Origin of the sequence: Nocardioides marmoriginsengisoli, assembly GCF_003725695.1 — a bacterium.
In the GTDB taxonomy this organism is placed as follows: domain Bacteria; phylum Actinomycetota; class Actinomycetes; order Propionibacteriales; family Nocardioidaceae; genus Marmoricola; species Marmoricola marmoriginsengisoli.
On sequence record NZ_RJSE01000008.1, the window covers coordinates 5701 to 20553 of the forward strand.

Here is a 14853-nt window from a genome sequence, read left to right on the forward strand (position 1 = left end):
GCGTCCACGCCCTTCTCCTTGAACTTCGCGAGGATCGCGGCCTTGTAGAGCTCGCGGAGCGAGTCGAACCGCTCCTGACGCACCGCCCAGGCAGCCTCCCGCCAACGACGGATCGCCTCGACCTGCACATCCCGGGGAGCATCGACCAGCGCCGCAGTCTCCTCGGCCTCGGCCGTCATCCCGGCGAGCCGGAACCACGGCGCGAGGAGGTCCTCGAGAAGGGCACGCATCGCGATCTGGGCGCGGATCTCGTCCTTGCCGTCGGAACCGGTCCCGATCATCCGGATCAGGTAGGGCTTCAGCGACTGCCGCTTCTCGGTGCCCCAACGGTCGTTGAGCTCGATGACGTAGCGGCGGAGCACGACCGAGGCGCAGACGGGGCCGTCGGTGAAGCCCTCGTCAGCGAGCCAGGACACGACCTCCATCGCGCAGTGGCCCTCTTCGAAGTTCTTGTGGCTGCCGTTGTCGAGGGTGATCTGGTCGAGGAGCGCGAGCTTCTCCGGGTTGATCTGGGTCGTGGTCATGCTGGGTCTCCTTCAGGGTTGGTGGCGAGAGTGCGGGGTGCTGGCGGGACGGTGCTGGTGTCGTCAGGAACGACGCAGAGTGGACGCGGCGGAACCGGCCGGTCAGGTGCGGGCTGCTCGTCGGGGGCGAGGACGACCAGCGCCCGGGGCTGGGTCGGCTCACGGTGGATGTGGCCCTTCGCCTGGAGCTCGAAGAGCTGCCGCGAGACCGTCGCGGTCGACTTCAGCCCGACGCCGGCGCAGACCTGCCGCAGGGACGGCGGGTACCCGTTGGTGGTGATGAAGGTCCGGAGGAACTCCAGGATCTGTGCCTGCCGGGCGGTGAGCGGGTCGGTCACCTGGGGCCGTCCTCGACGATCATCACGATCAACAGGACGCCGATCAGTACGACAATCGCTTCGGGTTTCCCGACGCGGAGGATCCCGCAGACGATGCCGACAACGGCGCCGATCATCATGGCGCGGGCCAGGGAGGGCGGAATCGTCACGACGCACTCCCCGGAGTCCGCATCGCCGGGACCCGCGGCGTGACGAGGTGGAGCCGGGCGGGGCGGCGGTCGGCGCACGCGGTGAGGGGCTGGCCCTCACCGATCGCACCCATGATCTGGTCCCACTCAGCGTCGACGTCATCGATCGCCGCCCGGATCCCGGCCAGGTAGTCCAGGGTCTTCTGGGTGTCAGCGGCCTGGGCTGCCTCGACGCGTTCGCGGCGATCGGCGTACGTCGTGGCCAGGGTGATCGCTCCCGCGACGGCGACGATAGCCAGGGGCCACCACTTCAGCGGGTCGGGGAGGGTGACGCCGCCGACGACGGTTCCGAGGAACGCGATGCCCCAGACCCTCATGCCGGCACCGTCGCCTTCTCGGTCCGGTGCTCTTCGAAGGAGCGGGAGAGGTAGGCATCCTCGAGGTCCATGCCGAGGCGGGCGAGGTAGCGGGCCTTCTCGTCGTGGCCGAACACCAGCTGGAGTGCGGCCGACCGGTAGTTGCTCTCCCAGAGCTCGGCCATCGGAGAGGCGATGAAGGTGCTCTCTGACCAGGGGCCGTCGTCGACGGCCGGGTGGCCTTTGCGCCGGATCTCGACGTGGTGCGTCGGGACCGGCGAGAACGGGACCAGGCTCTTGGTGGCCATCACGCGGCCGCCGTCCCGGTCGGGGCGAGGTAGACGAGGCCGCGGTACTCGGCGGCCAGGGTCCCGTCCTGTTCGAGGAGGGGGACCTGGTTGTGGTGGGCGAGATCACGAACGATCTGCGGGTCGTCCAGGGTGATGGTGCTGTGCTCCATGGGAGGATCTCCTTGTCTTCGTGACGCCCCGCTCATTGGCGTGCCTGCCTGAGCGGGGCTTTCTTCTTGGTGCTGGTCTGGTGCCGGGACGAGATGGGCGAGGGAGGTCGCCTCACCCGGTTCTCGTCCCGGCTGTCCGCGACCTGCCTCGTGGGAAGCGGCTGCTGCGGACAGTTCGCGCCGTTGCCGACCTCGGGTGCGGCGCGAAGAACAAGGGGGTTAGGTCACGAGCTCCGGCTCGGCCTGCGCACGCGCCCGCTGCGGGTGGCGTTGCGGGTGGTCGGTGAGGCAGCCGAGGACCTGGAGCACGACCGTGGAGCGGGCCTTGGTCCGGACGCTGTTGAACGTCGCGATCCCGTCGGCGTCCTCGGCCCAGACCTGCCACCCGTTCCAGGTGTCCGGCGCCCGCGGGGCCCAGGTGTCGTTGATCGTGACCGGGCCCGTGTCCTCGCGGAGGATCGTGATCGACCGGGACACCCCGTTCTGGACCCGGCCGCGGACGGACTCGGCGTACGGCTTCTCGTCGACCTTCGTGTCCACGCCGGCTGCTGCCAGTGCCTCGACGAGCCGGTCCCACCTCGGCGAGCTCATGCGACCCTCAGCTCTCGTGTCTCGATGACGGCCGCGAGGTGCGGGTACGCCTTGATCAGGTCCCGGGCCAGCCGGGAGGTGTAGGAGTTGTTCACCGCGAAGTCCTGCGACTGCAGGTGGTGCGCGTACTCCATCCGGAGCCACTCCGCGGCGGCCTTCACCCCGACGCGCTTGCTCCCGTGCCGCGACCAGTCATCGAGGAGCTGGGCGAGCTTCTGCAGCACCCACGGGTTCGCGTCCCGCCACGCCTCGTACCGGGCCTGGATCGATGCCTCGGGTTCGTAGGCCGGGGTCACCATCGGCGCGAAGTCCAGGACCAGCTGCGTCGACTCCGACGTCACCGTCGCGTTCTCGATCGTCGTCATGCGGCGACCGCACTCTGCATGCCAGTACGGATCTCCATGTACAGCGCGAGCCGGTCCTCGGGAGTGAGGTATGGGCAGTCGCCAGCCTTGAGTTCGGCCCGGACGTCGTTGACAAGGTCTTGGTAAGCACTGGACTCGGCGCAGTAGGTCGCCCACTCATCCGACTCGGCGAAGGTCTCGACATTGGAGTCATTGACGTCAAACTGGGGCGAGTAGATGCCGATGTCCCCGAGTCGCCGCCGCGCCTCGTTCCGGTTTGCCTGGGTACGAGCGATGTCTGCCGAGGTTGAGTTGAAGAGAGGGACCTCGGCCAAGATGGCGGCCGACTCGGCGGCTCGTGCAGCCGCGAGGCCGGCGAAGGGCTCGGTCTCGAAGCGAGCCATGAATCGCCGCCAGGGAGAGGATCCCCGGTGTGCGTTCAGGCGCGAGTGGATGTCGACCGTGCAGCCGATGTAGAGCAGGACGCCGAACTCGTCGAACGCACGGTAGACATAGTGGGGCGCGACTGCGAGGCGGGCGTGCTGCGCCTCCAGGCGGGCATTGCGTTCAGCGAGAGGCTCCCGGCGGCGCGTCCTCATGACGCCCGCTTGATCTGCTCGATGAAGTGGTCAACGTCGACGACGTCGAACAAGACGCGGTGACCTATGAGCACCTTGAGCAACTTGCCTTCGTGGGCTAGCTCCTTGGCCGCTCGGACGCTGATGCCGAGGTACGTCGCGACCTCGGGGTAGCCGAGGAGACGCCTCTGGACGGTCGGGATCGCGCGGGGCACTAGGCCACCTCTCCCCGCACGCGCCGGTCCTGGGGCTCGTAGTCGGAGTTGATCGCACCTGCGGGCAGTCCGTACGCGGCCGCGATCGCGGTCAGGTACTTCTGCGACGCCCCACGTTTGCCGTTCTCGATGAGGGAAAGGGAGCCTTCGGTGAAGCGATCCCCGAGGGGAAGGTCGAGGTACTGGGTGACGAAGTCACAGATCTCGGTCTGCTTCTTGCCTGACGCAATACGGAGGTCCTTGAGGGAGACAAAGTGGCTCCGTCCGGGGCGCTTGCTAGCCATGTTGCTAGTGAATGGCAAAGTGGCGAGCAAGTCAAGCAAGACTTTGGCAAACTTGCCTGACCTGCGGAACTACACTGATGTCAGTAGTTTGGTGGCCGAATTACGACGGTAGGGTTTGCCAACGTCGAGCAACATTGCCAAGTTTTTTTGCCAAGGTGAGGGCATGACCGAAGACCTAGAGCGCCTAGGCCGCGAAGTTAAAGCCAGGCGACGCGAACTGCGGCTCAGTCAGATGGACGTCTGGAAGAAGCGGCGAGGCCCCTCAAGCACAAAGCTCGGCGACATCGAATCTGGCGAGCCGCCGTCGCCAAGCAGTTCAACCAAGGAGAAACTTGAGGCCGCCCTGGAATGGGAGCCTGGGTCTGTTGATCGAATTCTCGACGGCGGCGATCCGAGCCCGGTCCCAAGCTCGAAGGTTCGTCACGAGTCACAGGCGGCGGTGACCGAGCGTGCCGATTCCTTGGTTGACGGCCTCGCAGAAACACTTCGGGCCGCGATAGAAGCCGCCGTCTTGAAGGCGTTGTTAGACGACCCTGCTGCGATGGCGGCGATCGTCAATGAGGTCGTGAAGGCGGCGGTGCAGGCGCCTGGTGGTTCTAGTTCAGACTCCTCGGAGTCGGAGGTGGCCACAGTCGAACTCGCAGGTGAGGTGATCACACCTGAACCAGACCGAGAACCCGACGGCAGATGAGCTCGCGGGCTGCTTGGTCGAGTTGATCGTCAATCAGTAGAAGGTTTGCCGCGGCGAAGTAAACGGATCCCTCGGCCAGGTCATGCACCTCCCGGACCCGGACTCCGAGAATCATCAGGACCGCAAACTGCTCCATCAAGGAATGATGCCGGGTTTCGCGGCCGGTGGTGTCCAGATCGGGACGATGGTCCTCCGCCTCAGGGATCTTGGCCCTTGGTGGAAACCTCCAACCGGCCTATTGCTTTGTGGGCTTCGCCTGCCCCCACATGCCGGCTTCCATCTTCTCGGCTGCGTCGTGCTTCAGCTTGTCGACGGCATGCTGGTACTTCATCGTCACCGAGACTTGGCTGTGACCGAGCAGGGCCATCGCCACACGGAGCTCGACGCCCTGGGCAAGCATCAGAGTCGCGGCCGAGTGGCGCGCATCGTACAGACGGCGCTGCTTCACTTCGGCCTTGTCGAGCAGGCGATGCCAGCGTTCGCCGTCAACCTTGCTGTCGACGCCTTTGCCGTTCGGGAGTGTGAAGACGAGGCCGCTGTCGTGCCACTGGTCGCCGGCGGCGAGACGTGCCTGGGACTGCAGCTTCTTGTGGGCTTTGAGGGCGGTCAGCATCGTTTTTGGCAGCACCATTGACCGGACGCCGCTGGCCGACTTCGGCGCCGTGAGCACGAGTCCCTTGCCGGCCTGTCGCTGCAGCTGTTCCTTGACCAGGAGAACCCCAGCGGCCAGATCGACGTTCTCCCAGCGAAGTCCCAGCGCCTCGCCGGGTCGCAGGCCAAGGGAGAGCGCGACTGACCAGCGTGCACCGTACGGATCGTCGGCAGCGGCGGCAAGAATCTTGGTCACGTCCTCATCGGGGATGGGCTCGATCTCGGACTCGACGAGCGGCGGAGCATCCATCGAGTCTGATCCGGCGACATTGGTCTTGACCTTCTTGCGCTGCAGGGCGACCTTGAGCGCACGGGCCAGGACGCGGTGTGCGTGATGAACTGAGTTCGGGGAGAGCGGGATCCGTTTGGATTCCGGCAGGGTCGGGTTTCCGTACTCGAGCAGGTGGTCCCAGGCGTCGTCGATGTGCTCCGGCGTCAGGCGGTCGATTCGGTGATGCCCCAGCAGCGGGATCAGGTAGCCGTCGACAACGGTGGTGTAGGCCACGATCGTTTTCGGCTTGGCCTTCCGGGGAACGATCTGCGTGAGCCAGTGCGTGAGCCACGCCTCGACGGTTAGCAGTCTTCCTTCAGGCAGATCGTTGCCCTTGTGTCGTACCTTCAGCTCGTCGAGTTTCGCGGCGGCCGCTGATCGGGTGGTCGCGCTGACCTTCTTTCGGACTGGCTTGCCGTCCCTGTAGCCGGTTACCAGAACGCCGACCCAGGGGCCCGTGCACTTGTGGACAGGGCGCACCTGAGTCGGCTTGCCAGTCCTCTCGTTGAGGGGGCCGTCGACCGTTGCCGGGCACCCGCGATCGTGGCGTTGGTAGATCGATCCCTCGCCGCTGGTGCGTTTCTTGGTCGGCATCTGGTGCTCCCCTGTCTGTTCGTGTTCGCTCCGGGTACTTCGATTGCGTCAATGTACGCACAAGTGCCGACACCGTGGGGAGCAACGCGGGGAGCAAGGCACGCACGCCGCCTTGCACCTCAATGCACCACTATCCCTCGGAAACACTGGGTGTTTGGCTTCTGAGCATCGCTGCGCACCCCTGTCCGTTTAACTCATACTTGGACGGGGCCTTCACCCATTTCACGACCCGGCAGCCGCGTCGCGCGGGTGGGCACCCGGGACGCTCCTGGTGTCGGGCCGTGATGGTTGAGTTGCTCTCGTGACCACCCCGACGTACCGCCTGGCCGTGCCGGGGAGCCCCGGCCGGCCGCCGACGTTGGACCCCGACCAGCAGCGCGTGGTCGACCACCCGGGCGGGCCGCTGCTGGTGCTGGCCGGACCGGGGACCGGCAAGACCACCACCCTGGTCGAGGCGATCGTCGACCGGATCGAGACCCGGGGCGCGGACCCGGGATCGGTGCTGGCGCTGACCTTCAGCCGCAAGGCCGCCGAGCAGCTCCGCGACCGGATCAGTGCGCGGATCGAGCGCACCACCTCGGCCACCATCAGCGCCACCTTCCACTCCTTCGCCTACGGACTCGTCCGCCGGTTCGCGCCGCCGGACCTGTACGCCGAGCCGCTGCGGCTGCTCTCCGCCCCGGAGCAGGACGTCGTCCTCCAGCAGCTGCTCACCGACGCACCGGAGTCGGTCCGCTGGCCGGACGGGTTCCGGGCCGCCGTCGGCACCCGCGGGTTCGCCCGCGAGGTGCAGAACGCGCTCGCCCGGGCCCGGGAGCGCGGCCTCGAGAGCGAGGACCTGCGCCGGCTCGGCGAGACCGAGGACCGGCCCGCACTGGTCGCGGCCGGCTGGTTCCTCGAGCAGTACCTGGAGGTCCTCGACAACGAGAGCGCGATCGACTACGCCGACCTGATCAGCCGGGCGGTCCTGGTCGCGCGCGAGCACCGCGACGAGCTGCGGGCGCAGTACCGGTACGTCTTCGTCGACGAGTACCAGGACACCGACCCGGCCCAGGTCGCGCTGCTCCGCGCCCTGGCCGGGGACGGCCGCGACCTGGTCGTCGTCGGCGACCCCGACCAGTCCATCTACGGGTTCCGTGGCGCCGACGTGCGCGGCATCCTCGACTTCCCGGCGGCGTTCCCGCAGTCGGACGGCAGCAAGGCGGAGGTGGTCGCGCTCCGCACCACCCGCCGCTTCGGCACCCGGATGGCGACGGCCACCCACCGGATCGCCTCCTCGATCGCGATGTCGGGGTCGATCGACCTGGCAACCTTCCAGGCCTTCCGGACGCCGGCCACCGACCCGGGCACCCCGGCCGGCCTGGTGGAGGTCCGGACCCACGACACCGCGCGTGCCGAGACCGAGCACATCGCCGACCTGCTGCGGCGGGCGCACCTGGAGGACGAGGTGCCCTGGTCGCAGATGGCCGTCCTGGTGCGATCGGGCCGGACCAGCCTGCCGGCCCTGCGGCGCTCGCTGGCCGGTGCCGGGGTGCCGGTGGACGTGGCCTCCGACGACACCCCGCTGGTCCGCGAGCCGGCCCTGCAACCGCTGCTCGACGCGCTCCGGATCGTGGCCGCGGGGGACACCGACGATCGCGCCGTCGGTCTGCTGCAGTCGCCGTTGGGCGGGCTGGACGCGATCGAGGTACGCCGGCTGGCCCGGGCGCTGCGGACCCGGGAGAAGGCGGAGGCCGAGGCCGACGGCCGGTCGCCGCGCTCGTCCGCGGAGCTGCTGCGCGCGGCAGTCCTGGACCCGGACCTGGTGGCGGCCGGCGATCCGGGCGTCGAGCGGGTCCGGGCACTGACCGGGCTGCTGGCCGCGGCGCGTGCCGAGCTCGCTGCCGGAGCCACCGCCGACGAGGTGCTCTGGACGCTCTGGTCCGGGACCGGCTGGCCGGAACGGCTGCGCCGCGCCTGCGCCGGCGGGGGAGCCGCGGCCCGGCTCGCGCACCGTGACCTCGACGCCGTCTGCGCCCTGTTCGAGGCGGCCGCCCGGGCCGAGGGGCACCGCGTGCACACCAGCGTGCAGAGCTTCCTGGACACCCTGATCGCCCAGGAGATCCCCGGCGACACCCTGGCCGACCGGGGCGTGCGCGGCGAGGGGGTCCGGCTGCTCACCGCGCACCGGTCCAAGGGGCTGGAGTGGGACCTGGTCGTCGTCGCGTCGGTCCAGGAGCAGACCTGGCCGGACCTGCGCCGACGGTTCAGCCTGCTCGAGGCGGACCGGCTCGCGGCCGGCGAGCTGCTCGACCCGATCACCACCTCCGCGATGCTCGCCGAGGAGCGCCGGCTCTTCTACGTCGCCTGCACCCGGGCCCGGCGCCGCCTGGTCGTCACCGCGGTCGCGTCGCCCGAGGACGACGGCGACCAGCCGTCCCGGTTCCTGCGCGAGCTCGGTGTCGAGCCGGTCGCGAGCGTCGGCCGTCCGGACCGGCCGCTGTCGCTGGCCGGCCTGGTGGCGGACCTGCGGCGAACGGTCGCCGACCCCGCGACCTCGGAGCCGTTGCGGGCCGCGGCCGCGATCCGGCTGGCCGCGCTCGCCGACGAGCGCATCGGCGAGCGGCCGCTGGTGCCGCAGGCCGACCCGGCGCGCTGGTGGGGCACCCGGGCGCCGTCGCGGGCCCCGGCGCCGATCCGCGACCCGGATGCGCCGCTGCGGCTCTCCGCCAGCGACCTGGAGTCGATCGACCAGTGCGGCGCCAAGTGGTTCCTGGAGAAGGAGGCCGGCGGGACGACGTACTCGACCAGCGCCCAGGGCGTCGGCCTGATCGTGCACGCGCTGGCCGACCGGATCGGCCGCGGCGAGCTGCCGGCGGAGCCCGGTGACCAGGACGCGCTGATGGCCTACGTCGACCAGGTCTGGGACCAGATCGACTTCCGGACCCCGTGGGCCAAGGGGCGTGAGCACGACGCCGTCCGGCTCGGCCTGTCCCGGTTCGTCGACTGGCACCTCGGCGTCCGCGGCCGGACGCTGGTCTCGACCGAGCAGCGCTTCGTCACCCGGATCGACCTGCCCGACGGCGAGCGGGTGGAGCTGCGCGGGTTCGCCGACCGGCTCGAGGTGGACGCGGACGGCCGGCTGGTCGTCGTCGACCTGAAGACCGGGAAGTACGCGCCGACCGGTCCCGGGGTCAAGGAGCACATCCAGCTCGGCCTCTACCAGTACGCCGCCAACCACGGTGCCTTCGCCGACGTCGCCGGGGACGTGTCCTGCGCCGGTGCCGAGCTGGTGCAGCTGCGGGCCAGCACCACGCCCGCCGCCAAGGTGCAGACCCAGGCGGCCGACGACGCCGGCCACACCGGCATCGAGGAACGGCTGACCGAGGTCGCCGGGATGATCCGCGCCGAGGAGTTCACCGCCAGCTCCGGTGACCACTGCCGGTACTGCGACTTCCAGAGCATCTGCCCGGTCAAGGGCTCGGGGACGGTGTTCGACCGATGAGCACGGCACCGACCGGCGACGCGCGGACGTACCAGGAGATCCGCGACCCCGGCGAGCTCCAGCGGGTGATGCAGGCCCCGTTCCCGGTCAGCGAGGAGCAGTGGGCGGCGATCTCGGCGCCGCTGGCCCCGGCCGTGATCATCGCCGGCGCCGGGTCCGGGAAGACCACCTTGATGGCCGCCCGGGTGATCTACCTGGTGGCGACCGGTCGGGTCCTGCCCGGCGAGGTGCTCGGCCTGACCTTCACCACCAAGGCCGCCGCCGAGCTGCGCACCCGGATCCGCCGGGCGATGCTCACCGCGGGCCTGCTCGAGGACCCGGACACGCCGGAGCCGACGGTCGCCACCTACAACGCCTACGCCTCGTCGCTGCTCACCGAGCACGGCCTGAGGATCGGGCACGAGCCGGACACCCGGGTGCTCGCGGACGCGTCCCGCTACCAGCTCGCCGCCCAGGTGGTGGACCGGCACCGGGGCCGGATCGACCAGCTCAGCGACCACCCCGAGACGGTGATCCAGTACCTGCTCTCCCTGGACAGCGCGATGAGCGAGCACCTGGTCACCGCCGAGGAGGTGCTCGCGTTCGACGACGAGGCCCGGACCGGGTTCCTCGCCGCGGTCGAGGAGGAGCGCGCCGGAGCGGGCCGGAAGACCTACGTCGAGGCGCCGGCGAAGGCGGTCGCGGCGATCGACCGGCGCCGCGAGCTGCTCGGCCTGGTCGCCGACTACCGGGCCGCCAAGCTCCGCTACGGGGTGATGGACTTCTCCGACCAGATCGCGCTCTCGGCGCGGCTGGCGATCGAGCAGCCCGAGGTCTCCCGGCTGGAGCGGGAGAAGTTCGGGGTGGTGCTCCTCGACGAGTACCAGGACACCTCGGTGGCCCAGGCGACGATGCTCGGCCGGCTGTTCTCCGGCGACGACCCGGCGCACGGCCGCGGACATCCGGTGATGGCGGTCGGTGACCCGAACCAGGCGATCTACGGGTGGCGCGGTGCCTCGGTCTCGAACATCGTGCACTTCGACGAGGACTTCCCGGCGGCCGCGTCCGGGGGTGCCGTGCCGTCGTACCCGCTGCTGACGAACCGGCGCTCCGACGAGCGGATCCTCGAGGTCGCCAACGAGCTCGCCCGTCCGCTGTACGCCGTCACGGCCGGGGTCCAGCCGCTGCGGGCGAAGCCGGATGCCGCCCCGGGCGAGGTGCGGGCGCTGGTGCACGAGCACACCAGCGAGGAGCTCGGCTGGCTGGCCGAGAACGTCCTGGCCGCGCACGCCGCGATGGCCGAGCCGCTCTGGTCCGAGATCGGGGTTCTGGTCCGGGACAACGCGCACGCGGCCGAGGTCTTCGACGTGCTGAGCCGTGCCGAGGTTCCGGTCGAGATCGTCGGCCTCAACGGGCTGCTCCGGCTGCCGGAGGTGGCCGAGGTGGTCGCGACCCTGCGGCTGCTCAGCGACCTGTCGGCCAACGACGCCCTGCTGACCCTGCTGGCCGGGCCGCGGTGGGCGATCGGGCCGCGCGACCTGGCCCTGCTGGGCCGGCGCGCCGCCGAGATCGCCGGATCCCGGAAGCCGGACCGGCCCGAGGACGTCGTCGTCGAGCTGGGCCAGGCAGTCGAGGGCAACGACCCGACCGAGATCCCGTCGCTCTCCGACGCGCTCGACGACCCGGGGCCGGCGCTCTACTCGGCCGAGGCGCAGGCCCGCTTCGGCTTGCTCTCCGGTGAGCTGCGCTACCTGCGCGGCCACGTGCACGAGCCGCTGCTCGACCTGGTCCGGCGGATCATCGACGCCTGCGGGATCGACATCGAGCTCGCCGCCGCGGTCAGTCCCGCGGCGAGCGCCCGCCGGGACAACCTGGATCTCTTCGTGAAGGCGGTCGCCGAGTTCCAGGCCGTCGACGGCGGCGTCAGCCTGGCCGCGCTGCTCGCCTACCTGAACGCCGAGGACGAGCTCGGCACCGGACTCGACGTCGCCACCCCGACCCGGGCCGACTCGGTCAAGCTGCTCACCGTGCACCGGGCCAAGGGGCTCGAGTGGGACGTCGTCTTCCTGGTCGGGGTCGGCGAGGGCCGGTTCCCGACGACGACCTCGCGGACGCTGTGGACCAGCAGCCCCTCGGTGCTGCCGAACCCGTTGCGCGGCGACGCCCGCGACCTGGCCCAGCTGCGCGGGCACGACCGGGCGGCGCTCGAGGAGTTCCGGGCGGCGTCCAAGGCCAAGGACGGCGAGGAGGAGCTGCGCCTCGGCTACGTCGCGTTCACCCGGGCCCGGCACACGCTCTGGGTCTCGTCGTACCTGTGGGGGGTGCGGCCGACGCCGTTCGGCCCCTCGCCGTACCAGGGCACCGTGCGGGACTGCATGACCCGCTGGGGGCAGGCGCCGGACTCGTGGTTCGAGCGGCCGCCCGCCAAGACGCCTCATCCGTACGCCGGGCTGGGGCAGCGGAAGGCCTGGCCGGTGTCCGGGACCTCCCACGAGGTCGAGCTGCGGATCGCCGCGGCCGCCGCGGTCGCGGCCGCGCGGGAGTCGGACCGGACCGACCCGGAGCTGGACGTGCTCGAGGCGACCCGGGTGGCCGAGTGGGACGGCGAGCTCGAACGGCTTCTCGCTGAGGCCCGGGCCGACCGGTCCTCGACGATCGAGGTGCCGATGCCGTCCAGCCTGTCGGCGACCTCGGTGGCGCGACTGGTCGAGGACGCCGAGGGCTTCGTCGGGAACCTGGCCCGGCCGATGCCGCGGATGCCGTCCCGCGCGGCCCGTTTCGGCACCCGGTTCCACGCCTGGGTCGAGCAGCGCTTCGGTCAGCAGCACATGCTCGACCCCGACGACCTGCCCGGCCGGGCCGATGTCGGGATCGAGGACGACGCCGACTTCGAGGCCGTGGTGACCGCGTTCGAGGCCGGGGAGTTCGCCGACCGGGTGCCGCACGCGACCGAGGCGCCGTTCGCGCTGGTCCTCGGCGGCCAGGTGGTGCGCGGCCGGATCGACGCCGTGTACGCCGAGCCCGGCCCCGGACCGGCGCGCTGGCTGGTGATCGACTGGAAGACCGGCCGCAGGCCGCAGGCCGATCCGCTCCAGCTGGCGCTCTACCGGCTCGCCTGGGCGGAGCTCCAGGGCGTGCCGCTCGAGGACGTGCGCGCGGCCTTCGTCTTCGTGCGCACCGGCACCGTGGTCGAGCCGTCCGAGCTGCCCGGGCGGGACGGGCTCGAGGCCGCCGTACGGGTCGCTCCGGAGGGGTAGAACAGCGCCGTTCGGAACGGATTCGTCACACCCCGGGACCTCCGGGCTAGCCCTGTCACCGAGACCCGTCCGGACCGCAATAACGGCGTTCGGACGGCGGTCGTTGTCGATTTCGCTGCCCCTCGTGGCACTCGGGGGTGGTGCGCGGATTCGCACACACGCGGACCTGTCTCGATCGAAGGGGAGCACGACCATGGCTCGTTTGACCAAGAAGAAGTACCTGGCCGCCGGCGTCGCCGTCGCGGTCTTCGCCGGGGGCGGCATCGCGTTCGCCTACTGGACCAGCACGGGATCCGGCACCGGCACCGCGACGACCGGCACCTCGTCGGTCTGGGACGTCCAGGTGGACGAGGTCGACCTCGACAACCTGACCCCGGGCGGCCCGACCAACACGATCCCGTTCAGCGTGCAGAACGACAACTCCGGCGTGCAGCGGCTGCAGAACACCGTTGCCTCGGTCGTCGACACCTCGGACCCGGGGTGCACGTCGGACGACTTCACCGTCAGCGCCACCACGATCACCTACGGCGACGTCGCCTCGGGCGCCACGGTGAACGGCACCTTCACCGTCCAGATGATCGACACCGGGTCGAACCAGGACGCCTGCAAGGGCGTCACGGTCAACCTGAAGGTCGACGCCAGCTGATCGTGCCCGACCCCTTGATCTGACGACCGGCGCGGCCAGGAGAACGTAGTGAAGAAGTGGCTCAGAGGGACCCGTGTCCTCGTGCTGCTGCTCGCTGCCCTCGTGGTCGCGTCGGTCGGGTCAGGGGCGCTCCGCCCGACGGCGACCACGGTCGGCGTCGGACTGACGATCACCGCCCAGCAGTCCACCGTCGGGGTGACGGTGGGAGCCCAGGCGGTGGCCGCGGTCGTGGTCAGCCAGCCCGGCTCGGCACTGGGCCCGATCGCCCTCTCGGTCACCGGCGCGCCGATCGGCGCGACCCTCACGTATCCGCACACGGTCCTGTCAGGGGTACCGGCGGTGATCACGGTGCTGACCGCCGCGAGCACGCCGGTGGGGTCGTACTACCTGAAGGTCACCGCCACGAGCGGGACCACGACGCAGACCATCACGATCGTGCTGGTGGTCTCGCTGCCGACCGGCTTCACGATGACCATGAACCCGTCGAGCCGCACCGTGGTCGACGGTGAGTCGACGACCTTCGACCTCGACCTCGACCGCGGCCTGCTGACCGGCGGGGTCGCGTTGAAGATCACCGGCGTCCCGGAGTTCGCCACCCAGAAGTGGACGCCCGGGTCGATGGTGATCCTGAACAACAGCGCCTCGCTCAAGATCAGCACGGCGACCAACGTCGTCCCCGGGATCTACCTGCTCACCGTGACCGGCAAGGCCCTGCTCGCGTCGGCGACCGCCTCGGCGTACCTGATCGTGCTGCCGCAGACCTACCCGAACTTCCCGATCGCCGGCACCGCTGACCTGCCGCTGGCACCGGGGTCCCCGCCCGGGGCGATCAACCTGTCGATGACCAACCCGTTCAGCGCGCCGATGACGGTGACCGGGCTCGGCGTCACCGTGGCCGGTACGAACAAGCCCGGGTGCGGACCCGGCAACTACGGCGTGACCGCGTACGGCGGCCCGGCCTCGCTGGTGATCCCGCCGAACAGCACCAGGACCCTGCAGCAGCTCGGGGTCCCGCGGGCGCAGTGGCCGCAGGTGCAGCTGCTCAACCTGCTGACCAACCAGGACGCCTGCAAGGGCGCGACGGTGAACCTGCAGTACTCCGGCACCGGGGACGGTGCCTGATGGCGACCTCCCGCAGGCAGCACCGTGCCGTACGCCGGCTCCGCGCCGGCTGGCGGGAGAGCGCCTTCACCTCGGTGGTCGCGACCCTCGCAGCCGTCGTACTGGTGCTCACGGTCGGCGGGGTCGCGGTCGCGTACTTCACCGCGTCCGGGAGCGGGACCGGGTCGGCCACCGCCGGCACCCTGAACCCGCCGACCGCGGTCGCCGGCGCCCAGGTGCCGCTGACCAGCACCGTCGACGTCTCCTGGACAGCACCGTCCAGCGGCGCGGCCCCGACCGGCTACTACGTCGAGCGGACGCCGTCCCCGAGCGGCCCCGCCGTCGCGGCCTGCGGAACCTC

At 70.4% G+C, this 14853-nt stretch carries 17 protein-coding genes; 5 read left to right on the plus strand and 12 right to left on the minus strand.

What is annotated here, in order from left to right; genetic code table 11:
- The 11 genes from EFK50_RS22290 to EFK50_RS16640 form a co-directional block, all read right to left on the minus strand.
- A partial coding sequence (locus EFK50_RS22290; protein WP_221177454.1) for a hypothetical protein occupies nt 1–524 on the minus strand: 524 nt, incomplete at its 3' end.
- Nucleotides 521–862, minus strand: coding sequence for a LexA family protein (locus EFK50_RS22295; protein ID WP_183407885.1), 342 nt, complete (start codon nt 860–862; stop codon nt 521–523). The genes EFK50_RS22295 and EFK50_RS22290, both read right to left, overlap by 4 nt.
- Nucleotides 859–1011: a hypothetical protein gene (locus EFK50_RS22300; protein ID WP_183407886.1), complete on the minus strand. Its 153-nt coding sequence runs from the start codon at nt 1009–1011 to the stop codon at nt 859–861. The genes EFK50_RS22295 and EFK50_RS22300 overlap by 4 nt, the downstream gene beginning before the upstream one ends.
- Nucleotides 1008–1367, minus strand: a complete 360-nt coding sequence (locus EFK50_RS22305; RefSeq protein ID WP_183407887.1) for a hypothetical protein — start codon at nt 1365–1367, stop codon at nt 1008–1010. Before EFK50_RS22305 ends, EFK50_RS22300 begins: the two co-directional genes overlap by 4 nt.
- Nucleotides 1364–1654 (minus strand): hypothetical protein, encoded by a 291-nt coding sequence (locus EFK50_RS16615; RefSeq protein ID WP_123228724.1) that lies wholly within the window; start codon nt 1652–1654, stop codon nt 1364–1366. The genes EFK50_RS22305 and EFK50_RS16615 overlap by 4 nt, the downstream gene beginning before the upstream one ends.
- Nucleotides 1654–1806 (minus strand): hypothetical protein, encoded by a 153-nt coding sequence (locus tag EFK50_RS22310; RefSeq protein WP_183407888.1) that lies wholly within the window; start codon nt 1804–1806, stop codon nt 1654–1656. The genes EFK50_RS16615 and EFK50_RS22310 overlap by 1 nt, the downstream gene beginning before the upstream one ends.
- 219 nt (nt 1807–2025) lie before the next feature.
- Nucleotides 2026–2397: a hypothetical protein gene (locus EFK50_RS16620; RefSeq protein ID WP_123228725.1), complete on the minus strand. Its 372-nt coding sequence runs from the start codon at nt 2395–2397 to the stop codon at nt 2026–2028.
- Nucleotides 2394–2762, minus strand: a complete 369-nt coding sequence (locus tag EFK50_RS21920) for a hypothetical protein (protein ID WP_148046209.1) — start codon at nt 2760–2762, stop codon at nt 2394–2396. Before EFK50_RS21920 ends, EFK50_RS16620 begins: the two co-directional genes overlap by 4 nt.
- Complete coding sequence (locus tag EFK50_RS21925) at nt 2759–3340, minus strand: GIY-YIG nuclease family protein (protein ID WP_148046210.1); 582 nt, start codon at nt 3338–3340, stop codon at nt 2759–2761. Before EFK50_RS21925 ends, EFK50_RS21920 begins: the two co-directional genes overlap by 4 nt.
- A complete protein-coding gene (locus EFK50_RS16635) occupies nt 3337–3534 on the minus strand; it encodes a helix-turn-helix domain-containing protein (protein WP_123228728.1) in 198 nt (65 codons plus the stop codon). The genes EFK50_RS21925 and EFK50_RS16635 overlap by 4 nt, the downstream gene beginning before the upstream one ends.
- Entirely contained in the window at nt 3534–3818 is a 285-nt protein-coding gene (locus EFK50_RS16640) for a helix-turn-helix domain-containing protein (protein ID WP_123228729.1), read from the minus strand. The genes EFK50_RS16635 and EFK50_RS16640 overlap by 1 nt, the downstream gene beginning before the upstream one ends.
- Nucleotides 3819–3981: 163 nt before the next feature.
- On the opposite strand from EFK50_RS16640, the gene EFK50_RS21930 reads away from it, so the two are divergent.
- Nucleotides 3982–4509, plus strand: a complete 528-nt coding sequence (locus tag EFK50_RS21930; RefSeq protein WP_148046211.1) for a hypothetical protein — start codon at nt 3982–3984, stop codon at nt 4507–4509.
- A gap of 235 nt (nt 4510–4744) precedes the next feature.
- Here EFK50_RS21930 and EFK50_RS16645 read toward each other — a convergent pair whose 3' ends face one another.
- Nucleotides 4745–6025, minus strand: a complete 1281-nt coding sequence (locus EFK50_RS16645) for a tyrosine-type recombinase/integrase (RefSeq protein ID WP_123228730.1) — start codon at nt 6023–6025, stop codon at nt 4745–4747.
- 301 nt (nt 6026–6326) lie between these two features.
- Here EFK50_RS16645 and EFK50_RS22875 point away from each other — a divergent pair, with 301 nt between their 5' ends.
- The 4 genes from EFK50_RS22875 to EFK50_RS16665 all read left to right on the plus strand — a co-directional run bounded on the left by EFK50_RS22875 (nt 6327) and on the right by EFK50_RS16665 (nt 14513).
- Nucleotides 6327–9509, plus strand: a complete 3183-nt coding sequence (locus tag EFK50_RS22875) for an ATP-dependent helicase (RefSeq protein WP_123228731.1) — start codon at nt 6327–6329, stop codon at nt 9507–9509.
- Nucleotides 9506–12745: an ATP-dependent helicase gene (locus EFK50_RS16655; RefSeq protein ID WP_123228732.1), complete on the plus strand. Its 3240-nt coding sequence runs from the start codon at nt 9506–9508 to the stop codon at nt 12743–12745. Before EFK50_RS22875 ends, EFK50_RS16655 begins: the two co-directional genes overlap by 4 nt.
- Nucleotides 12746–12938: 193 nt before the next feature.
- Nucleotides 12939–13391 carry a hypothetical protein gene (locus EFK50_RS16660; RefSeq protein WP_148046212.1) on the plus strand — a complete coding sequence of 151 codons (453 nt, stop codon included), beginning with the start codon at nt 12939–12941 and terminating at the stop codon, nt 13389–13391.
- 48 nt (nt 13392–13439) lie between these two features.
- A complete protein-coding gene (locus EFK50_RS16665) occupies nt 13440–14513 on the plus strand; it encodes a hypothetical protein (protein WP_123228734.1) in 1074 nt (357 codons plus the stop codon).
- Nucleotides 14514–14853 lie beyond the last annotated feature (340 nt).

Bases quoted from the DNA above. Each gene is read 5' to 3' on its own strand.
- EFK50_RS16620 (WP_123228725.1), bottom strand. From the start codon at position 2,397: ATGAGCTCGCCGAGGTGGGACCGGCTCGTCGAGGCACTGGCAGCAGCC.
- EFK50_RS16645 (WP_123228730.1), bottom strand. From the start codon at position 6,025: ATGCCGACCAAGAAACGCACCAGCGGCGAGGGATCGATCTACCAACGC.
- EFK50_RS21920 (WP_148046209.1), bottom strand. From the start codon at position 2,762: ATGACGACGATCGAGAACGCGACGGTGACGTCGGAGTCGACGCAGCTG.
- EFK50_RS16660 (WP_148046212.1), top strand. From the start codon at position 12,939: ATGGCTCGTTTGACCAAGAAGAAGTACCTGGCCGCCGGCGTCGCCGTC.
- EFK50_RS22305 (WP_183407887.1), bottom strand. From the start codon at position 1,367: ATGAGGGTCTGGGGCATCGCGTTCCTCGGAACCGTCGTCGGCGGCGTC.
- EFK50_RS16615 (WP_123228724.1), bottom strand. From the start codon at position 1,654: ATGGCCACCAAGAGCCTGGTCCCGTTCTCGCCGGTCCCGACGCACCAC.
- EFK50_RS21930 (WP_148046211.1), top strand. From the start codon at position 3,982: ATGACCGAAGACCTAGAGCGCCTAGGCCGCGAAGTTAAAGCCAGGCGA.
- EFK50_RS21925 (WP_148046210.1), bottom strand. From the start codon at position 3,340: ATGAGGACGCGCCGCCGGGAGCCTCTCGCTGAACGCAATGCCCGCCTG.
- EFK50_RS16640 (WP_123228729.1), bottom strand. From the start codon at position 3,818: ATGGCTAGCAAGCGCCCCGGACGGAGCCACTTTGTCTCCCTCAAGGAC.
- EFK50_RS22310 (WP_183407888.1), bottom strand. From the start codon at position 1,806: ATGGAGCACAGCACCATCACCCTGGACGACCCGCAGATCGTTCGTGAT.
- EFK50_RS16655 (WP_123228732.1), top strand. From the start codon at position 9,506: ATGAGCACGGCACCGACCGGCGACGCGCGGACGTACCAGGAGATCCGC.